We start from the raw sequence: 20,625 nt of genomic DNA, 5'->3' as shown, positions 1-20,625 counted from the left end.
CCTTCTATGTATCTGTGATTTTGGTACCATTTTTCGTTCCAAAAATCTGTTAAACACTATAATACCGTATTTTTTGTCAGGTTTCAACCCTTTAATCTGTAAAAGTATAAAAATCAGAGCGAACTCTGTTTTATTTTTCCGTTTTCTGTGGAATCACAAAAATGAAGATCAGCGAACTGACAAACAGCATTCCCGGATAAAAAAGCTTCGGAATGATCTGAAATGCAGAAATCTCACCGCCAAGCTCATGCACTGCCGAAATTGCCACCAGCATCTGCGCGCCATACGGAATCACTCCCTGTGAAATACAGGAAAAAGTATCCAGAAGGGATGCCGTCTTTCTCGGTGTGATCTGATAATCGTCTGCCATTTCCTTTGCAATTGGATTGGCCATCACTATTGCTACGGTATTGTTCGCTGTTGCCACATCCAGGAGCGCTACTAAAATACCAACACCCAGCTGACCACTTTTCGATCCCTTAAAGACACGGTGGATCACATCCAGCAATACATCAAAGCCACCATTTTCCCGGATCAGCGCACACATTGCAGCAACCAGCACCGCCACCATACAGGTTTCAAACATCCCGGATACACCTGATCCCATGGCAGCAAGCATTTCATACGGTGTTACCTGCCCCATTGCAAGCATGATCACCGCACCGGACACAATTCCCGTCAAAAGTACCAGAAAGACGTTGAACCCTGCGATCCCGCCGACCAGCACCAGCACATACGGAATGATCTGCGTCAGATTGTATTCGTGCGTAACTGCCGTTCCGATCTCTGCCCGGAAAGAGCTGATCAGGATCAGAATCAACGATACGATCGCCGCCGGAAGTGCAATCCAGAAATTTTCCCGGAATTTATCTTTCATCTCACATCCCTGCCCGTTGCAGGCAGCAATTGTTGTATCTGATATGAAAGAAAGATTGTCCCCGAACATGGAGCCTCCCATCACCGATGCCACGCAAAGTGCCAGGGAAAAACCGGACGTCTGCGAAACTGCCACCGCAATCGGAGTCAGAAGGGTGATCGTCCCAACCGAAGTTCCCATTGCTGTTGAAACAAAACATGCAACCACAAACAGAACGGCAACCGCAAACCGTGCCGGGATGATCGATAGCATAAAATACGCCACACTCTCTGCACTGCTTCTTCCAACCACTCCCACAAAAGTTCCCGCCGTCAGGAAAATCAGCAGCATTGTGATAATATTCTTATCTCCAATTCCCCGTCCCATGATCTCCAGCTTCTCATCAAAGCCAACCTTTCTGTTCTGCAGACACGCGACCAGGAGTGCCGCCAGAAACGCCACTACGATCGGTACATTATAAAACCCCATTGGAATTTTCATTATGTATTCAAATAAAATACCCAGTCCCAGATAAAATATCAGAAATACACCGACCGGCAAGAGTGCTGCACTTTTTCTTCTTTTTTCCATATATTCACCTCTCATCTGCTTCTATTGCTTCCCGGATCTTCCCAAAAACTTTTCCATATCCGGAAAACAGACAGCAATACTTCTCCTTATCATAGCATATCCTTCTCTTTTCCCGCAATAAGGGAAATACAGGAAGTTCCCGCAGAAACCGTATAAAAATACACTTTTGCACAAAAAACAGAAGTCTGTCTCTGTTTTTTCAGGACAGACTTCTGTTTTTTACATATACATTTTACAGATGCCAGATATCTCTGTTGTATTCAGCAATGGTTCTGTCAGATGAGAAATATCCTGCTTTTGCGATATTCACAACCATCTTCTTTGCCCATGCCATGCGGTCTTCATAATCTGCGTAAGCCTGTTCTTTCTTCTGGATATAATCTTTCACATCAAGAAGTGTCATGAACCAGTCTTTACGAATCAGTTCTGCATGCAGTTCAAGAAGCAGGTATTTATCTCCGATACGGAGAAGTTCCGGGCTGATGATAAAGTCTACCAGTCTGCGGATCTCTTCATCATTGATATAGTAATCAACTGCATTATAATCCATCTTGCGGTAATGCTCGATAACCTGTTCACTGGATTCTCCGAAGATGTAGATATTTTCATCCCCTACAAACTGATGGATTTCTACGTTGGCTCCATCTTCTGTTCCCATTGTCACAGCCCCGTTCAGCATGAATTTCATGTTACCTGTTCCACTTGCTTCTTTGGATGCAAGAGAAATCTGTTCAGAAATATCACAGGACGGGATCAGCTTTTCTGCCAGTGTCACGTTGTAGTTTTCTACCATAACCACTTTCAGATACGGTGCAACTTCCGGATCGTTATCAATCAGCTCCTGCAGGCAGAGGATCAGATGAATGATATCCTTTGCAATAATATAAGCCGGTGCAGCCTTGGCTCCAAAGATTACCGTGATCGGAGTCTCCGGTTTCTTTCCGCTCTTGATCTCCAGATATTTATAGATCACATATAACGCATTCATCTGCTGACGCTTGTATTCATGCAGACGTTTTACCTGAATATCAAAAATTGAATTTGGATTGATTTCCAGTCCCTGTGTTTCTTTTAAGTAAGCTGCCAGATCCTCTTTCTTTTTCTGTTTTACCACAAGAAGACTCTTTAAGGTTTCCTCATCATTTACATAATCAAGCAGTTTTTCAAGCTTTGTTGCATCTTTTCGGTAATCCGGTCCGATCTTCTCATCCAGCCATGCAGTCAGTTCATGGTTGCAGTGCAGCAGCCATCTTCTGAACGTAATACCATTAGTCTTGTTGTTGAATTTCTGTGGGTAAATGTCGTAGAACGGTTTCAGCTCTTCATTTTTCAGGATCTCTGTATGAAGATAAGCAACTCCGTTGACACTGTATCCATAATGGATGTCCATATGAGCCATGTGTACACGATTCTGGTCATCGATAATATGGACTCTCGGATCTTTATATCTTCCCTTAATTCTTGCATCCAGATCACGGATGATCGGAACGATCTGTGGTGCAACCTGCTCCAGATAATCAACCGGCCATTTTTCCAGTGCCTCTGCGAGGATGGTGTGATTGGTATACGCGCAGGTCTTCTGTACGATCTCAATCGCCTCATTGAAGTCGATCTGTTTCTGAACAAGAAGACGGATCAGCTCCGGAATAACCATAGAAGGATGTGTATCGTTGATCTGAATCGCCACATGCTCATGAAGCTTTCTGAGATCATATCCCTTTTCTTCACACTCGCGGATGATGTACTGTGCTGCATTGGAGACCATAAAATATTGCTGATAAATACGGAGCAGATTTCCTGCCTTGTCGCTGTCATCCGGATAGAGGAACAACGTCAGGTTTTCACGGATATCGTTCTTATCAAAATTGATTCCGTTTCCAACGATTGCATCATTTACCGTCTCTACATCAAAAAGATGAAGTTTGTTGCTTCCGCCTTCGTATCCGGTTACATCAATATCATACAGATGGGAACGAAGACTGAAATCCTTGAACGGGACTTCAAATGAAATACCGGTATCATTGAGCCAGCTGTCTTTTTCAATCCACGGATTCTTCTGTTCATCCTGTTTGTGGTCGGTAAATACCTGTTTGAACAGACCCATATGATAGTTCAGCCCGATTCCGTCTCCCGGAAGTCCGAGTGTTGCAATGGAATCCAGGAAGCAGGCTGCCAATCGTCCAAGTCCACCATTTCCAAGAGACGGTTCCGGTTCAACTTCTTCGATCTCTGCAAGATTTTTCCCATGCTTTTTCAGCACCTCTGCTGTCTCATCATAAATTCCAAGGTTGATCAGGTTGTTGGATAAAAGCTTTCCGATCAGGAACTCTGCGGAAATATAATAAAGTTTTCTCTTACCTTCGTTCTTCGGTCCTTCTTTGATCCGTTCCTTTGTCAGCGTAAGCAGCGCATAATATACCTGTTCATTCGTTGCCTGTTCAAGTCCTGTCTGGAATTTCTCCTGTAAAATCTCTGTCAGTCTTGCTTCCATTTTCTTCTACCTCCTGTAGTTGATTCTCTTTCTTTCAGTGTTGCCGGAAGATATTTTCCTTCCTGGCTTTTCTTTGTTTCTATCATGTCAAACAGAATCCCGACGGACTGTCTCGCGATCTCTTCGACCGGCTGCGCCATCGTAGTGATCGCCGGCTGATAAAATCCGGTATAGTCAAGTCCGTCAAATCCTGCAACCGCCACATCTTCCGGAATCCTTTTTCCCTCTTCCAGAAGCGCCTTGCATGCACCAATCACCATCAAATCGGAAATTGCAAATACTGCGGTAAATTCTGTTTCTTTTTTCAACAGTTTTTTCATCATCCGATATCCGTTTTCCATCGAATAAGTGGTATCTTCTTCATCCAGATAACAGATTCTTTCCTCATCCGCTTCCAGACCATGTGCCTTTAGTGCTTCCCTGTAACCTTCCAGTCTGAGTTTTCCGATGTTCTCATCTTTCTTATCCGAGGCAAGGATTGCAATCTTTTTATGTCCGGTCTCGCACAGATGATCTACGATCTTACGGCTTTCCGCACGGTCGTCAATTGATACATAGGATGCGATACATTTCTCCGGCAGTTTATCAAATGCTGCCGTACTTACAACAAACGGAACCTTTATCTTTGCAATCCGCTCTTTGTTCTTCCTGAAATCCCCACCCAGGAAAATAATCCCTCTGAGCTTTTTTTCTTTGATCAGCTCCAGTGCGGTATCGACCTCATCCTGATCCTTTCCCATATGCTGGATAAAAAAGGAATATTTCTGTCTGCGGATCTTTTTTTCCATTACCCGCATCATCGTCGCGAAAAATGGATTATCAATCTCCTTTACCAGAATCGCAATGGATTTCGAATCGGTCCGTTTCAGATTCCTTGCACTGTTATTTGGCACAAAATTTGATTCTTCAACCGTCTTTAAAATCATCTTTTTGGTTTCAGGATTGATATCCGGATGATTGTTCAGCGCACGGGACACGGTGCTGACTCCGACCCCGCACTTCTTCGCAATATCTTTAATCGTCATTCCCATTTTATTTCTTTTCTTCTCCTAAGTCCTCTGCATCTTCAGCCTTAAGGGTCATTTCGGTCTTCTCCGGGATTCTGCAATAAAGTTCTGTCATCCTGCGGATCTTCTTCACGAGTTTTTTTGAAATCTCATCCTTATGAAGTCTCCAGATCCAGTTGCCGCCAAGAGTTGACGGATGATTGATCCTCGCTTCATTACCGAGGCAGAGATAATCCTGAATCGGAATGATACAGGTATCCGCCACGCTCGACTGCGCAAGACGGATGATTTCCCATACTGCTTCATTGATACTGAGTTTCTTTCTTCCCATATAGCGAAGCGCAAACTTCTTATCTTCTTTTTTTAATTCTCTGTACCATCCTGCCAGTGTTTCATTGTCATGGGTTCCTGTGTATACTACGCAGTTCTTATCATAATTGTGCGGCAGATAATTGCTAGGCTCTCTGGAATCAAATGCAAACTCCAGAACTTTCATTCCCGGATATCCGGACTCTTCCACCATCCGGATCACACTGTCTGTCAGGAATCCAAGATCCTCTGCAATAATTTTCACATCACCCAGAGACTCTTTTACCGTCCGGAAAATATCCATTCCCGGTCCTTTTTCCCAATGTCCGAATTCCGCTGTCAGATCTCCGTATGGAATGGAATAATATTCATCGAATCCACGGAAATGATCAATTCGGATCACGTCATAAAGTTCTACACAATGACGGATTCTCTTCATCCACCATGCATATCCGGTCTCCTTATGATATTCCCACTTATAAAGCGGATTGCCCCAAAGCTGTCCGGTTGCACTAAATGCATCTGGCGGACACCCTGCAACACCAGTCGGAAGTCCGTTCTCATCAAACTGGAACAGTTCCGGATGCGACCAGCTGTCTGCGCTGTCAAATGCTACATAAATCGGGATATCACCAATGATCTCAATCCCTTTTTCATTCGCATATGCTTTCAGTGCACTCCACTGTGTTGCGAATTCATACTGCATAAACTTCTGGAACAGGATCCCTTCCCGATTCTCTTTGGCGAATTTTTCCAGCGCAAGCTCATCTCTCAGACGATATTCATCTTCCCATTCGCTCCAGCTTTTCCCACCATTCGCAGCTTTGATCTCCGTATAAAGCGCATAATCATCCAGCCATTCTTTATTCTTCTTACAGAACTTCTGAAAATCTGCATCATCTGCGATCCGGCTTCTTTCATATGCTTTTCTTAAGATCTCATACCTGCAGTTGTAAATCTTTTCATAATCCACATATCCCGCATTATCACCAAAGTCATATGCCTTACATTCATCTTTTGTAATCCAGCCCTTTTTTATCAGCTTTTCCAGGTCTATAAAATACGGATTTCCTGCAAAAGTTGAGAAAGACTGATACGGCGAATCTCCATACCCTGTCGGACCTAACGGAAGGATCTGCCAGTAGCTCTGACCTGCCTTCTCAAGTGTATCTACAAACTCGTATGCTTCTTTCGAAAAAGCACCTATTCCATATTTTGATGGCAGACTTGCCACCGGCAGTAATATACCGCTTGTTCTCATAATATGCACCTCACATCTTTCTACGGTAACGGTTTCGGTATCGGTATCGGTAACGTTTCCAATAATTGTATTATAAAAGCATTGCACATAAAATGCAATGCTTTTTTTCAACTTTTTCAAAAAAATTGATTTAGTTGTTCTCCGGCTTTTCAACCTGCATGATCGCAGACTTCTGCATCGGGATACGGCAGTTCTTGTTGCTTCCGAATTCAACGATTACGTCTTCATCTGTAATATCAATAACAACTCCGTAAAAACCGCTTGTTGTAAGAACAGTATCTCCTACAGCCAGTTCAGATAACATAAGCTGTACTCTCTTCTGTTCCTTTTTCTGTGGTCTCATCAGTAACCACCAGAATCCTCCGATAATTACAACGTAAAATAAAATAAGTACGATTGGATTATTCATTTTTCTTTCCTCCTGCTAAAATAGACACTGTTACCATCATACACAATAATAGGACATTCATCAAGACATTTTAGAATTTTTTTATCCTAATCTTCTTTTTCTTCCATTTTTGCCAGTGTCTCTTTCTTAAACTGAGCATATCTTCCCTCTTCGATCGCTCCTCTGATATCTTCCATAAGATGATTATAATAATATAAATTGTGGAGAACGCAAAGCCGCATTCCAAGCATCTCTTTTGCTTTCAGCAGATGCCGGATATAAGCTCTTGAATAACGGCGGCAGGCCGGGCACTGACAGCCTTCTTCGATCGGGCGTTCATCCAGTTCGAATTTTGCATTGAACAGATTCAACTTACCATGCTTTGTATAAACATGACCATGTCTTCCGTTACGGCTTGGATATACGCAGTCAAAGAAATCTACACCTCTGTCTACCGCTTCCAGAATATTCGCCGGCGTTCCGACTCCCATCAGATAAGTCGGTTTGGCAACCGGAAGACAAGGAACTACTGCATCCAGGATCCGGTACATCTCTTCATGTGTCTCACCAACTGCGAGTCCGCCGACTGCGTATCCATCCAGATCCATCTCTGCAATCTGCTGTGCATGCTCAATACGGATATCTTCATAGACACCCCCCTGATTGATTCCGAAAAGCATCTGATGTTTGTTGATCGTATCATCAAGAGAATTGAGTCTTGCCATCTCTTCTTTACATCTTGCGAGCCATCTCGTTGTACGCTCTACCGATGCCTGCATATATTTCCTTTCCGCTACACTGGACGGACATTCATCAAATGCCATCGCGATCGTAGACGCCAGATTCGACTGAATCTGCATACTCTCTTCCGGTCCCATAAAAATCTTTCTTCCGTCAATATGGGAATTGAAGTATACACCCTCTTCCTTAATCTTTCTGAGTCCGGCAAGAGAAAACACCTGAAATCCACCGGAATCAGTAAGGATCGGCTTGTCCCAGGCCATAAATTTGTGCAATCCGCCAAGCTTTTTCACTACCTGATCTCCCGGACGCACATGCAAATGATAAGTATTAGACAGTTCCACCTGTGTTCCGATTTCTTCAAGATCTGCGGTAGAAACAGCCCCTTTAATCGCTGCAATTGTTCCTACATTCATAAATACAGGAGTCTCGATCACTCCGTGTACGGTATGGAAGCGGCCGCGCTTGGCACGACCGTCCCTTTTTATCAGTTCATACATAAAAATAACCTCTCTCATAAATTTAGTAATGACATACAACCGGTGTTCCGGAATCTACATTGTTGAACACCGTCTCTGCAACATCATACTGCAAGTTGACACATCCGCGTGACCCATGTTCCAGGTACCAGTCCCCACCAAAATTCGTCTGCCACGGTGCATCGTGCAGTCCGATTCCACCGTTAAACGGCATCCAGTAAGTAACCGGTGATTCCCATTCGTAACTTCCGTCTTCCTTCTTTGGTCCACGAAGGGTTGTATCCTTTTCTTTGTATTTCAGAATATACACTCCCTGCGGTGTGGCATCTCCTCTGCTTGGCTTACCGGTAACAATTGGTCCCTGTGTCACAATTGCACCATTTACAAAAAGATACAGATACTGGTTTGTCAGATCGACTTCAACATAAGTATTCCCCCAGTCTGCTCCGTCATGACTTGCTGCAGTCTGTGAATAATTTGCCTCTCTCGTCACAGTCTCTCCATTGCGGATATTCGCTTCAAGGGCTGCAATCTCGGCAGCTTCATCAATGATCCATCCATAGTCTCCACCTTCAACCGTTGCACTGTTGCCGCCTCCGGTTGTAAATGTTCTCTTTGTCTGGTAAGTGTCATACTTACTCTCCAGCTGTTGTACATATTTCACGACTGCATCACTGTTAAAGGTAACTGCCATGTTATCATCTACCGTTACCCACTGGGAAATCAGATCTTTATCTACAACTTCTGTATTCGAGCCAAAGTTATAAGTGATACTTGCCTTCAGATACTTATTCATATCGTCACATGCTTTCTTCACTTCTTCTGACTCGATTGTGTATTTTGGTTCTACATAGCAGTCTTTAGCAGTCATGTCAATCTCGCTTTTGAAACCTTCGATTGATTCTTTCACTACCTTTTTGAAATTCTCGGTATCAATCTTACTTCCGGTCTCCCCAGCTTTGACTACATACGAATTGCCGTCATACTCCGGATGTGCATTTACCGGTTCAACCTGCTGATCTGCCTGCATACACTCGAGACCGTTAATCAGGGTATCCAGCTGGTTTTCGTCATATGTAACACCGACTGATGCCGTAATTGTCTGTGTCTTTCCAAGGCAGACCGGCCACAGAAATGCATTCTGCTCTTTTACGAGCTTCTGCAGTTCATCTCCTGCTTTGTACGCAAGAGAAATATCTGTTCCGGCAATCTTCTCTTCTGTTCCGTCTGATTCCTTCATCGTGAGAACATATCCATCTACCTGACTCTTCATATATGACTCTACTGCCGAAACTGATTTTCCGGAGAAGTTCACACCGTTGATCTTCGTATTAAAATAAAAATGATTCATGAAATATACGGAAAATCCAAGGTAAACAACCGCTGCCACTCCAACCACAGCACCAACTACAATTTTAACCACTTTACCGGACTTTTCTGAGCCTTGCTTTTTCTCCCGTTTAGTTCTTCTATGCGGCTTTTCCTCTTCTTCATCAAAGAAAGAATCATCAAAAATTTCTTCCTCATCCGGATTGAATGCTTCTGCATCTCCACTGCTTAAAATATCTGCACTTTTAATAACCGGTGGTACTGCTGTCTCTTCTTCATCCCGCCATTCTTCTGCTCCTTCCAGATCCAGAAGCCCGGTCTCTTCACGAACTACTTTCTTTTTCCGGCGCGGAGCCTTTTTCTTAACCGGTCGATCTTTGTCTGAGGCTGCTTTATGATCCACACCATCGCCAGATACGTGATGGCCTGAAGGACGTTTTGTTTTAGTGACTTTCTTTTTCCGCGGTCTTTCTTCGCTTTTCTGTTCTTTTTCATTGATGTCCTTCACCTCACTTACAGTCTGCTCTCTGATCTCTTCCATGATTTCATCTACTGTGCTGTCAAGATTTCTTTCGTTTTTTTCATTCATACTCTTTTCACTCATTTATACTATTGACTTCCTTTTTTCACTCAATATGTAGTCATTATAATACGAAGGGGCGTGTAAATACAATACATAACTTTAACTTTCATATTTTTATCACTTGTTGGGATGGGAATCTTCTATTATAATAATGAGGTGATTTTGGGGAAATGAATGATTTGCGTTGTGATGACAAATAGAATAAACGAAATGTTTCAAATCCCATTGCGCAAGTGTTCTTCTGCTTTATTGTTCGTTTTTTCGTTTTGACTGATTCACAAATTAATTCTTTATAAATAAAAGCTTACAGAAAGGATGGTATATAGTATGGCAGGATCTATTTATGGAAGATTGTTTCAGATTTCTACATGGGGGGAATCGCACGGAAAGGGGATCGGTGTTGTGATTGACGGGTGTCCGGCAGGGCTTTCTCTTTCAGAGGAGGATATCCAGGTTTATCTGGATAGAAGAAAACCCGGACAAAGCCAGTTTACAACCGGACGTAAGGAAAGTGATATGGCACAGATCTGGTCCGGCGTATTTGAAGGCCGGACGACCGGAACTCCGATTTCAATTCTCGTACAGAACCAGGATCAGCGTTCCCGTGATTACGGAAATATTATGAACACATACAGGCCGGGACACGCAGATTATACATTTGATGAAAAGTATGGTTTCCGTGATTACAGAGGAGGGGGACGCTCTTCCGGAAGAGAAACTACTGCCAGAGTTGCAGCAGGTGCAGTTGCTGCTAAGATTTTGAAAGAACTTGGCATTGAAGTACATGCTTATACGAAAGCAATCGGTCCGGTATCTGTTCCGGAAAATGAATACCATCCGGAAGAGGTTTTCCAGAACCCGATTTATATGCCAAGCAACGCATATGCCCAAAAAGCATCTGCCTATCTGGAAGAATGTATTAAAAATCAGGATTCCTCAGGAGGCATCATTGAATGTGTTATTACCGGTATGCCGGTAGGAATCGGTGATACCGTATTTGAAAAACTGGACGCCAATCTTGCCAAAGCAATGCTGTCCATCGGAGCAGTCAAAGGCTTTGAGATCGGTGACGGCTTTAAAGCTGCAGATACAAAAGGAAGTATCAACAATGATTCCTTCCATACAAAAGATGGAAGGATCACCAAAGACACCAACCATGCAGGCGGTGTCCTCGGCGGTATGAGTGACGGAAGCAAGATCATCTTCCGCGCGGCAGTAAAGCCGACTCCGTCCATTTCACAGCCACAGTCCACCGTCACCAAAGACGGAGAAAACACCGAAATGATCATTAAAGGACGTCACGACCCGGTCATCGTCCCACGCGCCGTCGTAGTCGTAGAATCCATGGCCGCAATCACGATCCTCGATCTGCTCTTCACCAACATGAGTGCCCGAATGGACAAACTCAAAAGCTTCTACGGCACTGATGTGGTGGCCTTATTTTGATATCTATTTCCAAGATAAAACTTCATGTATATTTTGTATGTTTTATCTGCTATTGTACCGTCAGACTTCTGTTCCATAGAGTTCCTCCTCATTTTTTATAATAACTTTCTGGGCTTTGAAATAATTTCTGACACACAAAAAGCCACCTCAGTCAGGTGGCTTTTTATAACCGATTCCATTCTCCAATAACATCTTGAAAATATATTCTGATATTCCTATCAGAATTACGATTTCTGTATCACAATGCATCTCTCCCTGCTTTTGCATATTTTCCAAAATGACACTCCATTCAGTATAACATGAAATCAGCAATTTTCTTGTTGCCTTATTACTTCCGCTAACATCGACAGCAGTTTATCAAGCTCAATGGGTTTTGCGATATGACCATTCATACCAACCGCAAGAGCATCTCTCTTATCTTCTTCAAATGCATTTGCTGTCATTGCAATGATAGGTATGCATGCTTTATCCTTATCCGGCAGGCGTCTGATTTTTTTCTACTTTTGTACATTGTTCTTTTCTCCTTAAATCACCAGATTATTACACGTCACAAACCCAAAAATTTCAGCATGGTTGGGACAAGAATATTCATATCAACAGGCTTTGCAACATGAGCATTCATTCCAACAGAAAAACCCTTTTGTGCATCTTCTGCGAAAGCATTGGCAGTCATCGCAATAATAGGGATCCTGGCTTTTTTCGTATCCTTCATCTTTCGGATAGCTAATGTAGCATCATATCCATTCATAACCGGCATCTGGATATCCATAAGGATCATCTTGTAATAATCAGCATCAGCCTTTTCAATCATGTCAATACATGCAACACCATCATTGGCAGTCTCAACAATACATCCTTCTTCCGTCAATAATTCCGTTGCGATTTCAGTGTTGATCTCATTATCTTCGACCAGTAAGATCCGAACACCGTTCAAACAATTCTTATTGCTCAAATTACTGTTTTTCTTCACCAGAGAATCGTCTTCTGACGCTTTTCTGCAAGGAATAGTTACTGTAAATGTGGAACCTTTACCCTGCTTACTTTTCACTTCTATTGTACCATCCATGAGCTCTACAAGTTTTTTTGTAATGCCCATTCCGATGCCGCTGCCCTCAATATGACTGGATGTAGTGTTACGTTCTCTTTCAAAAGTTTCAAAAATACGCTTTTGGAATTCTTCAGACATACCAATTCCATTATCGGTAATACTAATGATCATATTGCACCAGTCTTCTTTTTCACAGGATTCCTGTAGGACATTACAGGATATTGTGCCTCCTGTATTTGTATACTTTATTGCATTGCTTATAATATTAAGACAGACTTCTGACATGTGCGGTGCATCCATATATACATACGGATACATGATTTGTTCTGTCAAAGAAAGCGTCTGATTTTTACTTTCTGCCTGTTGTTGGAACATAATGACACAATTTTCAAAGCACTCATGGACATTTGAAACAGTGTATTCCATCTCAACCTTATTATTCTCAATTCTTGCAAGATCCAAAACACTACCAAGCATCGACAAAAGTTCTTTTCCGCATATTTGGATTTCTTCAAGATATCTGCCAAGCTTATCTGTTTCCTGCAAATGTCTGGATGCCAGTTCTGCATAACCAATAATCGCATTCATAGGAGTTCTGATATCATGGGACATATTGAACAGGAATGAGGATTTTGCTTTATTTGCACATTCTGCTTTTAATTTTGCTTCCCGCAATTCCTCCTCTTGTCTTAATTCCCGCATTTTTTCATCTGTCACATCTCGGTTTGCAATCAGCACGGATGTAACATTTCCATTTTTATCATAACTCTGAGGAACAATCATGGATAGAAACCATGATCCATTCTTCTTTTTGAATTCGGAAGACATAGATTCTTTATTATAAAGTCGTGCTGCCATGGTTCGTATATCAAAGAAATCTATATACTTCTGCACAAATGGTTCTGCTATAATACCTTCGATAATCTTGAACTGAGGATCCCAATCTGCAGTATTCTCTTTAATACCCATATCCATTTCTCGAGATCTTTTGACAAGTTCTATCTTCTTTGTTTTTAAGTTCAGCCTTGAGATATGATAATAAGCAGTACCTAATGCATGAAGGGCCTGCCGGGTTTTTTTGACCTGCTTCCCCAATGCGAGAGGGAACTCTTCACCGTCCATCTGTTCCAGATCCGGTGTTGAATGATGCAGATGCTGAACCAGCCATTTTCCATTCGTCCACTTATAGATAATCGTAAATCTTGTCTCCATTTTAAAACAGATTGAACCATCTTTAAACAGACCAGTAAAATCTACTGTTCCATGTGCAAGAACATGGTCATCATCAAGTCTTTCTTCTTCCTGATGTAAATTTCTTACTTCGAGTCTGATTTTTCCTCTTCGTTTTACATCAAATTTGAATGATTCTAAAAACTCATGCAGATTCGTGAATAACTCATGTTTCCCAGTTCCAATCAGACTGATATTTTCATCAAAATAATTTTCTATACCAAGATTATTTACTGATCCGGCATTAATATATATTTTCAAAAGTTGTTCTGTGAGTTTTTTAAAATCATCCATACGCTACCCTCTCTTTAAAAAACTTAACTGTCAAAATATCCAATGATCCCGATGTATCCATCCTTCTTTAAAGGCGACCATAATTATAGTTAACTGACCTGAAATTGCATTGTAATCAATGGAATTCATGCCACTGTTCAGTTCATTGGTTTCTGCATCTTCTTTTTCCGCGTTTTTGCTGCCACAGCCTGACAGAAGCGATATGCTTATCACCATCATTAAGAATACAGCCAAAACTCTGTTCCATTTTTTCTTTTTCATTACGAATCTCCCATTTGAAATTATTTTCCGCTAGTTCAACAATTCATGAATTACCTTTACCAGTAAATTCCCATCAACAGGCTTGGAAATATGCTCATCCATCCCTGCTTCTTTTGCTCTTATTCTGTCCTCTGTGAATGCATTTGCTGTCATTGCAATGATCGGTATTTCCTTAGCATCCTCTCTGTCCATAGAACGGATCCTCTTTGTGGCATTATAACCATTCATGACTGGCATCATGATATCCATCAAAATCACATCAAATTCACCAGGTCTGCTTTTTTCAAATATTTCAACAGCCTCCAGTCCATTCCATGCTTTGGTCACTTCAGCGCCTTCATTCTGAAACATAAATTCTGCAATTTCCATGTTCAGCTCATTATCTTCCGCCAGAAGAATGTGCAGCCCCTTTATCGTTTTTTCTGATAAATCTTTCTGTTCTTTAGATTTATCCACATCCAGATCTATTTTAAACGGAATCCGGATCACAAATGTGGTTCCTGCACCTTCTTCACTTTCAAAGGTAATCGTTCCGCCCATTTTTTCGACCAGCTTCTTTGAAATCGACATTCCCAGACCTGTTCCTGCAAATTTTGTTCGGCTTCCTGTGTGTTCCTGTGCAAATGGTTCAAACACACATTTCTGGAACTCCTCAGTCATTCCGATTCCTGTATCCCTGCAGACAAATTCCATTGTTGTCATTCCTGGCTGTTCGGATGGAATTTCTACGCAGCTGATATAAATATGTCCGTTTTCTCTGTTATATTTCACCGCATTCGACAGAATATTCATCATCACACGTTTCACATACCCCGGACTTCCGATAAGATTCCGGTGTATGATTTCTTTTTTCTCCCACGCAATCCGAATATTCTGTTCTGCTGCAATCTGTTCGATCACAACAAATACTTCCCTGAAAATACCGCTCATATTGAATGGTATTTCTTCCAGAATCACTTCATCTGACTCCAGCTTACTCATATCCAGGACATCGTTTACCAGTTCCAGAAGCAGATGAGAGGCCTCTTTGACTTTTGCCCTGCATTCCGTCTGTTTTTTCATATCGTCTGCATAATGATCTGCCACATTGAGCACGCCGCAAATTCCATTAATCGGAGTCCGGATATCATGGCTCATTCGCTGAAGAAACTCTGTTTTTGCCTCATTGGCGGCTTCTGCCTTTTTTGCAGCTATCAGAAGTTCTGCTTTATATTTTTCATCTTTTTCCTGTTCCAGTTTCTGATGTGTCAAATTGGTTTTATATGTCCAGAACCAGAATAAACCGAACATCAAAAAATAAAGAAAAATAACACTCATCACATTTAATGGAAGGTTGTGGAATACTTCCGTATCAGGAAGATATGCATAGATATAATAATCACGCTGCTTCAGCATGATTCCGTAACATCCGATTCCTTCTTTCTTAAAATGATAGATATGTTGACTGTCTGTATGCTTTTTCATTGCCTGAACCACTTCGTTGTCAGCTGTATTCTGCCCCAACAGGCTCTCATCATTGCAGGCAACAACTGTCCCATTGTCTGCAACAAGAATCGTTCCATCTTTCTGAGTACTATAACCGTTTAAAAGCCCCTGTATCGTCAGTGTATAGTTTCTGGCAAATTCAGGAGAAGTGTAATAGTAGATTGCAACGATGCCCGGTGTATCTTTTCTGGCACAGGCTGCAATATCGATATGTGACCCATCTTCCCTGGTAAACCGTTCCGAATAGCTTCTTTCTTCATATCCGGCAAAATCCATGATGATGTCTTTTTGCAGATACTCCGTAATCTCATTAGTCAGAGACTCATCTGTGCTGTATTCACAGTCCGTCTTTCCATCTGCATCCAATACAAGGATACCATCCACCCAGAGAGTCTGCAGATTTCCCTTCAGAAAATCCCGGCTTAGCTGCCCACCGTTTTCTGTTTCCGTTTTAATATTTGTACTCATCTGTCTGGCACTTTCAATGGCACGGAGGAGACTTTTGGATTCCGATGATTCATTATAATGGGTGTAGGTGGAACACTGCACTTTCACATAATTTACAATCTCCACCATTCTTTTCTCTGCTTCCGCTTTTTCTGCGTGGAAGAAATAAAACAGGGAGACTACCACCACACAGATTCCAAGCAGACCGCCGAGCAGCTGGATTCGTTTTTCTTTTTTCTTAATATCCAAGATCATCCACCTCCAGATACTTCTGGGGATCATCCAGATATTTTTCAATGATTTTCAGGGATGTGCCATCCTGGCGCATTTCTTCCAATGTCTGTTCCATCTGCTCACAGATTCCTCTGTCATCATCTTTTGCAAAAGCAACACCTATTCCGGTGATCATCAGAGACTCTTCCAGGATACGGAAGCTTGTATCATAATCCTTCATATACTGGACAACAGATTCCTCATGTGCGGCAACTGCATCCACATACCTTTTTCCCAGAAACGTATAGATCAGTTCCCGGTGTCCAAGACTGATCAGATTGCCCAGTTTTGGGATTCTCTCATCCATCCTGTCCAGAAAGATACCTTCCGGTTTGGTTGTGGACTGGACAGCCAGATTCTTTCCCTCCAGATCACTCAACTTATAGATATCGCTGCTCTCGTTTACGGCTACCACCTGTCGACTTGCTATGTATGGTCCTGCCCAGCGGTAATCATCAAGGCGTCCTTCCATGGAAAAGCAGCCCATGATACAGTCAATCTCTCCGCTTTCTACCAATTCTTTTTTCTTCTCCCAGTTGATCTGGACAACATCCACCTGATATCCCATTCTTTTGAAAGCTTCTGTAGCAAGTTCTACATCTATGCCCGTAGGTACACCATCCTCATTCAAATAATTGTATGGTGGGTAGTTATCGCTGCCGAGTGTAATGACCGGCTTTTCTGTTTCTTCTCTGGTGTTATCTATGTTTTTACACCCTGCCAGGGTGACTGCTAAAATTTCCGCAAGCAGAATGCCTGCAATCACTCTTTTCCCTTTCATTTTCCGCCTATTCCTAACTATCCTTTTCGTTTTTTTCATATCTGATTCCCTGCCATTTGTTACTATTCAATAACCTGCGTTTCTATTTAACAGTTCTGTCAGGATTTCCGCATTTATCTCATTATCCTCTGCACACAGAAACCGCATTCCCTGCAAGATATTACCTTCCTGCTCATCTGTTTCTGTCTGTAAATCCGGAGAAACAGATCCTTCTTCCGCAATTTTCAGATCCATAAAAAGCGATACTTGGCATAAACAGATGAATTTGATTCACATTCCTCTGTCATCCTTATAAAATTATTATAGTTACATCTATGAAATAAAAAAACACTGTCCTACAGACAGTGCATCTCATTTCATGCAACTGGCTGCCATTTTACAGGCCCTGTAGCTTTGCGTCCCAGATTTTCATCTGGTTTGCCGATCATCCTATTATAGTTTTTAAACTTATGCAAAAACATTGATGTTATTATACTCCCACAATCTATCGTGCATAAGAAAAACCTCACCGCTTTAACGCTGAAAAATAAAAAAAGAACAGCCGATACATATACTCGAACTGTTCTCCTACTTCCAAAGTCCACGCAGCATTGACATTACTGTTTCCTACGTCATGATTCTCTCAGTGACGACTGGGAAATTCCCGGCAGCTGCGATAATCTGTGTTTACTGATATCACGCTTCTCACATAAAGATGTTATTTCATCTGCGATATACTTCTCTATCTGCAAGTAACTATACCTCATTTCTGTTATTACATGTTCTTATTGTACCTGTAATAGCAGAAAAAATATTAGTTATCAATTTTGCAAGTAATTAGTTTTATTATAGGAAGTACATTCGTAAAATAAAATTTGAAGATACTTTCGTTTCCGCAAAAGTCTTTTTCGCTTATATTATCTTAATAATATCACAGACAGCTACGTTTGTCACATAAAAGTTTAGAAACTCAAACAGAAACTCAAACAAAAAAGCAACCATTTAACCTTGACTTTTTATTTGCGGGCTACTTATAATCCTTTTACAAACTCAACTGTATTTTTTATATCTTCCTCATCCGGATGTCCTTTTGCAATACCACCCATCAGTTTAAATGGACCAAATGTGTCATAACCCTTGCATCCGAATTTTCCTATCACTTTAGAACGCTTCTCGTCCAAAATCTGCTCTATGGATTTATAATTTGCACTTCCACCATAAGTACAGATCAGAAATACCTTTTTATCGTCCGGTAGATTCTTCTCTGCAAATCCCAATATCGACTGATGAAATTTTGAAAAATAGATTCCTGATGCAAATCCAATCATATCATAACTGCTCAGATCTACATCTGGCTGTTTTACAGCATCAATCAAATCGACCTGGCATTCTTCTGCTATGCCCTTTACTAGTTTTTCTGTATTCCCATGATGTACAGATGCATATACGATTGCTTTTCTCATTTGTTTTCCTTTCTGCCTGTCTCCATTGTTTTAGTATTCTTTTGAAATTTCTCCTGTACCATCATGAGCATTTTTTCAAAAGACTGTGCAAACCTTACATCATCTTCTTCTGTTCGTTTTTTTGGTCCCTTGATATGATTCTTATGGGAACTTCTTCTGGCTTTTTTATTCAAATGACGTTCCATGAGCATCTGATCAATATTGTCATTCGTGTACCATTTGCCCGATTGATGAATGGCATAAGCACCTTTTCCCAGTGCCATTGCTGCAACACCATAGTCCTGTGATACGACAATATCTCCTTTATGGCAGATACTAATCAGTTTATAATCTACTGCATCTGCTCCTGCCCCTACTACAATCACTTCACTATAAGCCGATGACAGAACATGATTCGTATCACACAACAACGTTACCGGAATACTATTTTCTTTTGCAATCTTTTCAATGATTGCAACTACTGGGCAGGCATCTGCATCAACAAATATTTGCATCTTTCTATTCCTCCTCTGAACCATTATAAGAATAAGCTCTGCTGTTCGTATTCTGCCTCTCGCTTCAGCTGAACCGGTTTCTGATGCAGAATCTGTTCCATTTTCCTGTCATCAAACCAATCTTCCAATCAATATTTACTTATAAACTCTTCATAGAAAATATCTTCTTCCTCAGCTGTTGTATCCTTATCAATAAATTCCTGTAGATCTCTTTTCATGTTATCAAATACTTCCTGACTATGACTTTTATCACAAAAAGTTGTATGCATCATACTTCCATATACACCACATGTAATTGCATCATACCTTTCACATCTTTCCAAGGTTATCCTGCACGATTCTTTATATTCCTCATCTGCAATAATCGTACCGCCCTCACTTCCAATCGAATCAGGCTTATATATGTCATTCCACATATCCATCTTGCTCCTATACTCCAAGAATTTCATTCGTAAACTTAAACAAAGTCACATTCAATTCTCATCCGATTCGCAATAACATTAGTTTCATTTTGTTTCATCGCTTTCAATATCTTTAAGTGTAATACCGTCTGCATTTTTCCAGCTTGTCAATCCGTTAGCACTCTTACCTACCACAAACATTGCTGCACCAGATGGACTTGAAAACAAAACATCTTCCTGTAGAATACCCTCTACAATATTAGCTTTACTTCTCTTTTCTTTAATACCTGCTGAGATTGTCTCATCATCCTCTGGAGCAATATGACTTCCGTTTAGCACTACGAAACCTTCAGATGTACGAATACCATCAGCTTCTATCTTTCCTATTCCCTTCACTGTTCTTTCCAAGTGCAGCTTTATTTCGTCTTTTTCAATCTCGTTACCATCATTTTCTTCTATAACTGCTGGTTTATTGACAGGTTCCAATACTTTATATCCTAAAACACTTATCAAAATTCTCACATTATCAATAAATTCTTCCATGACTGCTATTTGCGATTCCTTCATCACCGTATTTCGATATGTGTTTTTTGTAAGCACCAGATACCGTTTACACTGTCTTGCAATGTCTACAAATCGATTTTCAAGATAACGAATCAATGCCTTGTTCAGGTCTCTCCCTATAAAAATCACTGCCGTGGTCCAATAATATTTCTCTTTTTCAGCTTGATAGTCTCGCAAATGTTGCAACAAACGTTCTTTTACATTTTCCGCTTCTCCGATATATACTGAATCTGTTCCATCATCTTCTTTGCAAAAGAGGAAATATACTCCCACTTGAGCAATATCCTCTCTATAGCACGAAGACACTTCAATTCTTGGTATCTTAATTGCTTTTCCATTCCAATTTGACAGCTCCGCTATAGTCAAACTATCCGCTGTTCCATTGACCAAAAACAGCTCTATAGACTTTCCATACGCCATTGCT

Annotated in this window: 19 protein-coding genes and 1 riboswitch; of the genes, 1 reads left to right on the top strand and 18 read right to left on the bottom strand. The window is 41.3% G+C overall.

Annotated features, from left to right (window positions below; genetic code table 11):
- Nucleotides 1-130: 130 nt before the first annotated feature.
- The 7 genes from PG766_RS01060 to PG766_RS01030 form a co-directional block, all read right to left on the bottom strand.
- On the bottom strand, nt 131-1,447 hold the full coding sequence (locus tag PG766_RS01060; protein ID WP_182438568.1) for a Na+/H+ antiporter NhaC family protein: 1,317 nt from the start codon (nt 1,445-1,447) through the stop codon (nt 131-133).
- A 232-nt stretch (nt 1,448-1,679) separates the two neighbouring features.
- On the bottom strand, nt 1,680-3,938 hold the full coding sequence (locus tag PG766_RS01055) for a glycogen/starch/alpha-glucan phosphorylase (protein ID WP_055155652.1): 2,259 nt from the start codon (nt 3,936-3,938) through the stop codon (nt 1,680-1,682).
- Nucleotides 3,923-4,969 (bottom strand): LacI family DNA-binding transcriptional regulator, encoded by a 1,047-nt coding sequence (locus PG766_RS01050; protein ID WP_118217253.1) that lies wholly within the window; start codon nt 4,967-4,969, stop codon nt 3,923-3,925. Before PG766_RS01050 ends, PG766_RS01055 begins: the two co-directional genes overlap by 16 nt.
- A 1-nt stretch (nt 4,970) precedes the next feature.
- Complete coding sequence (malQ, locus tag PG766_RS01045) at nt 4,971-6,515, bottom strand: 4-alpha-glucanotransferase (protein WP_117556410.1); 1,545 nt, start codon at nt 6,513-6,515, stop codon at nt 4,971-4,973.
- 130 nt (nt 6,516-6,645) lie between these two features.
- Complete coding sequence (yajC, locus tag PG766_RS01040) at nt 6,646-6,924, bottom strand: preprotein translocase subunit YajC (protein ID WP_008374927.1); 279 nt, start codon at nt 6,922-6,924, stop codon at nt 6,646-6,648.
- Between the two features lie 86 nt (nt 6,925-7,010).
- A complete protein-coding gene (gene tgt, locus PG766_RS01035) occupies nt 7,011-8,144 on the bottom strand; it encodes a tRNA guanosine(34) transglycosylase Tgt (RefSeq protein ID WP_117834022.1) in 1,134 nt (377 codons plus the stop codon).
- 22 nt (nt 8,145-8,166) lie between these two features.
- On the bottom strand, nt 8,167-10,056 hold the full coding sequence (locus PG766_RS01030; protein ID WP_270590263.1) for a L,D-transpeptidase family protein: 1,890 nt from the start codon (nt 10,054-10,056) through the stop codon (nt 8,167-8,169).
- 306 nt (nt 10,057-10,362) lie between these two features.
- Between PG766_RS01030 and aroC the strand changes: the two genes are divergently transcribed.
- The gene (aroC, locus tag PG766_RS01025) at nt 10,363-11,481 is read left to right on the top strand and encodes a chorismate synthase (RefSeq protein WP_195250109.1); all 1,119 of its coding nucleotides are present in this window, start codon (nt 10,363-10,365) and stop codon (nt 11,479-11,481) included.
- Between the two features lie 147 nt (nt 11,482-11,628).
- On the opposite strand, the gene PG766_RS01020 is transcribed toward aroC, so the two are convergent.
- The 11 genes from PG766_RS01020 to PG766_RS00970 form a co-directional block, all read right to left on the bottom strand.
- Nucleotides 11,629-11,757, bottom strand: coding sequence for a hypothetical protein (locus tag PG766_RS01020; RefSeq protein ID WP_270590260.1), 129 nt, complete (start codon nt 11,755-11,757; stop codon nt 11,629-11,631).
- Between the two features lie 29 nt (nt 11,758-11,786).
- Nucleotides 11,787-11,963 carry a response regulator gene (locus tag PG766_RS17020; protein ID WP_118198401.1) on the bottom strand — a complete coding sequence of 59 codons (177 nt, stop codon included), beginning with the start codon at nt 11,961-11,963 and terminating at the stop codon, nt 11,787-11,789.
- A 65-nt stretch (nt 11,964-12,028) separates the two neighbouring features.
- Nucleotides 12,029-14,053, bottom strand: a complete 2,025-nt coding sequence (locus PG766_RS01010) for an ATP-binding protein (protein WP_270590259.1) — start codon at nt 14,051-14,053, stop codon at nt 12,029-12,031.
- 30 nt (nt 14,054-14,083) lie between these two features.
- Nucleotides 14,084-14,314: a hypothetical protein gene (locus tag PG766_RS01005; protein WP_118198403.1), complete on the bottom strand. Its 231-nt coding sequence runs from the start codon at nt 14,312-14,314 to the stop codon at nt 14,084-14,086.
- 30 nt (nt 14,315-14,344) lie between these two features.
- Nucleotides 14,345-16,501, bottom strand: coding sequence for an ATP-binding protein (locus PG766_RS01000; RefSeq protein ID WP_118198404.1), 2,157 nt, complete (start codon nt 16,499-16,501; stop codon nt 14,345-14,347).
- Nucleotides 16,485-17,300, bottom strand: a complete 816-nt coding sequence (locus PG766_RS00995) for a substrate-binding periplasmic protein (protein WP_117823105.1) — start codon at nt 17,298-17,300, stop codon at nt 16,485-16,487. The genes PG766_RS01000 and PG766_RS00995 overlap by 17 nt, the downstream gene beginning before the upstream one ends.
- Before the next feature lie 66 nt (nt 17,301-17,366).
- The gene (locus PG766_RS00990; RefSeq protein WP_182438569.1) at nt 17,367-17,534 is read right to left on the bottom strand and encodes a hypothetical protein; all 168 of its coding nucleotides are present in this window, start codon (nt 17,532-17,534) and stop codon (nt 17,367-17,369) included.
- A gap of 122 nt (nt 17,535-17,656) precedes the next feature.
- Nucleotides 17,657-17,732: riboswitch (cyclic di-GMP riboswitch) on the bottom strand.
- A 578-nt stretch (nt 17,733-18,310) separates the two neighbouring features.
- Nucleotides 18,311-18,742 (bottom strand): flavodoxin family protein, encoded by a 432-nt coding sequence (locus PG766_RS00985; RefSeq protein WP_117823103.1) that lies wholly within the window; start codon nt 18,740-18,742, stop codon nt 18,311-18,313.
- The gene (locus PG766_RS00980; protein WP_055155661.1) at nt 18,739-19,236 is read right to left on the bottom strand and encodes a YaiI/YqxD family protein; all 498 of its coding nucleotides are present in this window, start codon (nt 19,234-19,236) and stop codon (nt 18,739-18,741) included. Before PG766_RS00980 ends, PG766_RS00985 begins: the two co-directional genes overlap by 4 nt.
- Before the next feature lie 128 nt (nt 19,237-19,364).
- Entirely contained in the window at nt 19,365-19,658 is a 294-nt protein-coding gene (locus PG766_RS00975; RefSeq protein WP_243014324.1) for a hypothetical protein, read from the bottom strand.
- Between the two features lie 84 nt (nt 19,659-19,742).
- Nucleotides 19,743-20,621 (bottom strand): GIY-YIG nuclease family protein, encoded by an 879-nt coding sequence (locus PG766_RS00970; RefSeq protein ID WP_270590257.1) that lies wholly within the window; start codon nt 20,619-20,621, stop codon nt 19,743-19,745.
- Between the last annotated feature and the right edge of the window lie 4 nt (nt 20,622-20,625).

This window comes from Coprococcus sp. LG101-27, assembly GCF_027695515.1.
Lineage (GTDB): Bacteria > Bacillota > Clostridia > Lachnospirales > Lachnospiraceae > Allocoprococcus > Allocoprococcus comes.
The sequence above is the reverse complement of the archived record's forward strand: the minus strand, read 5'-3'. Positions and strand labels throughout refer to the sequence as shown.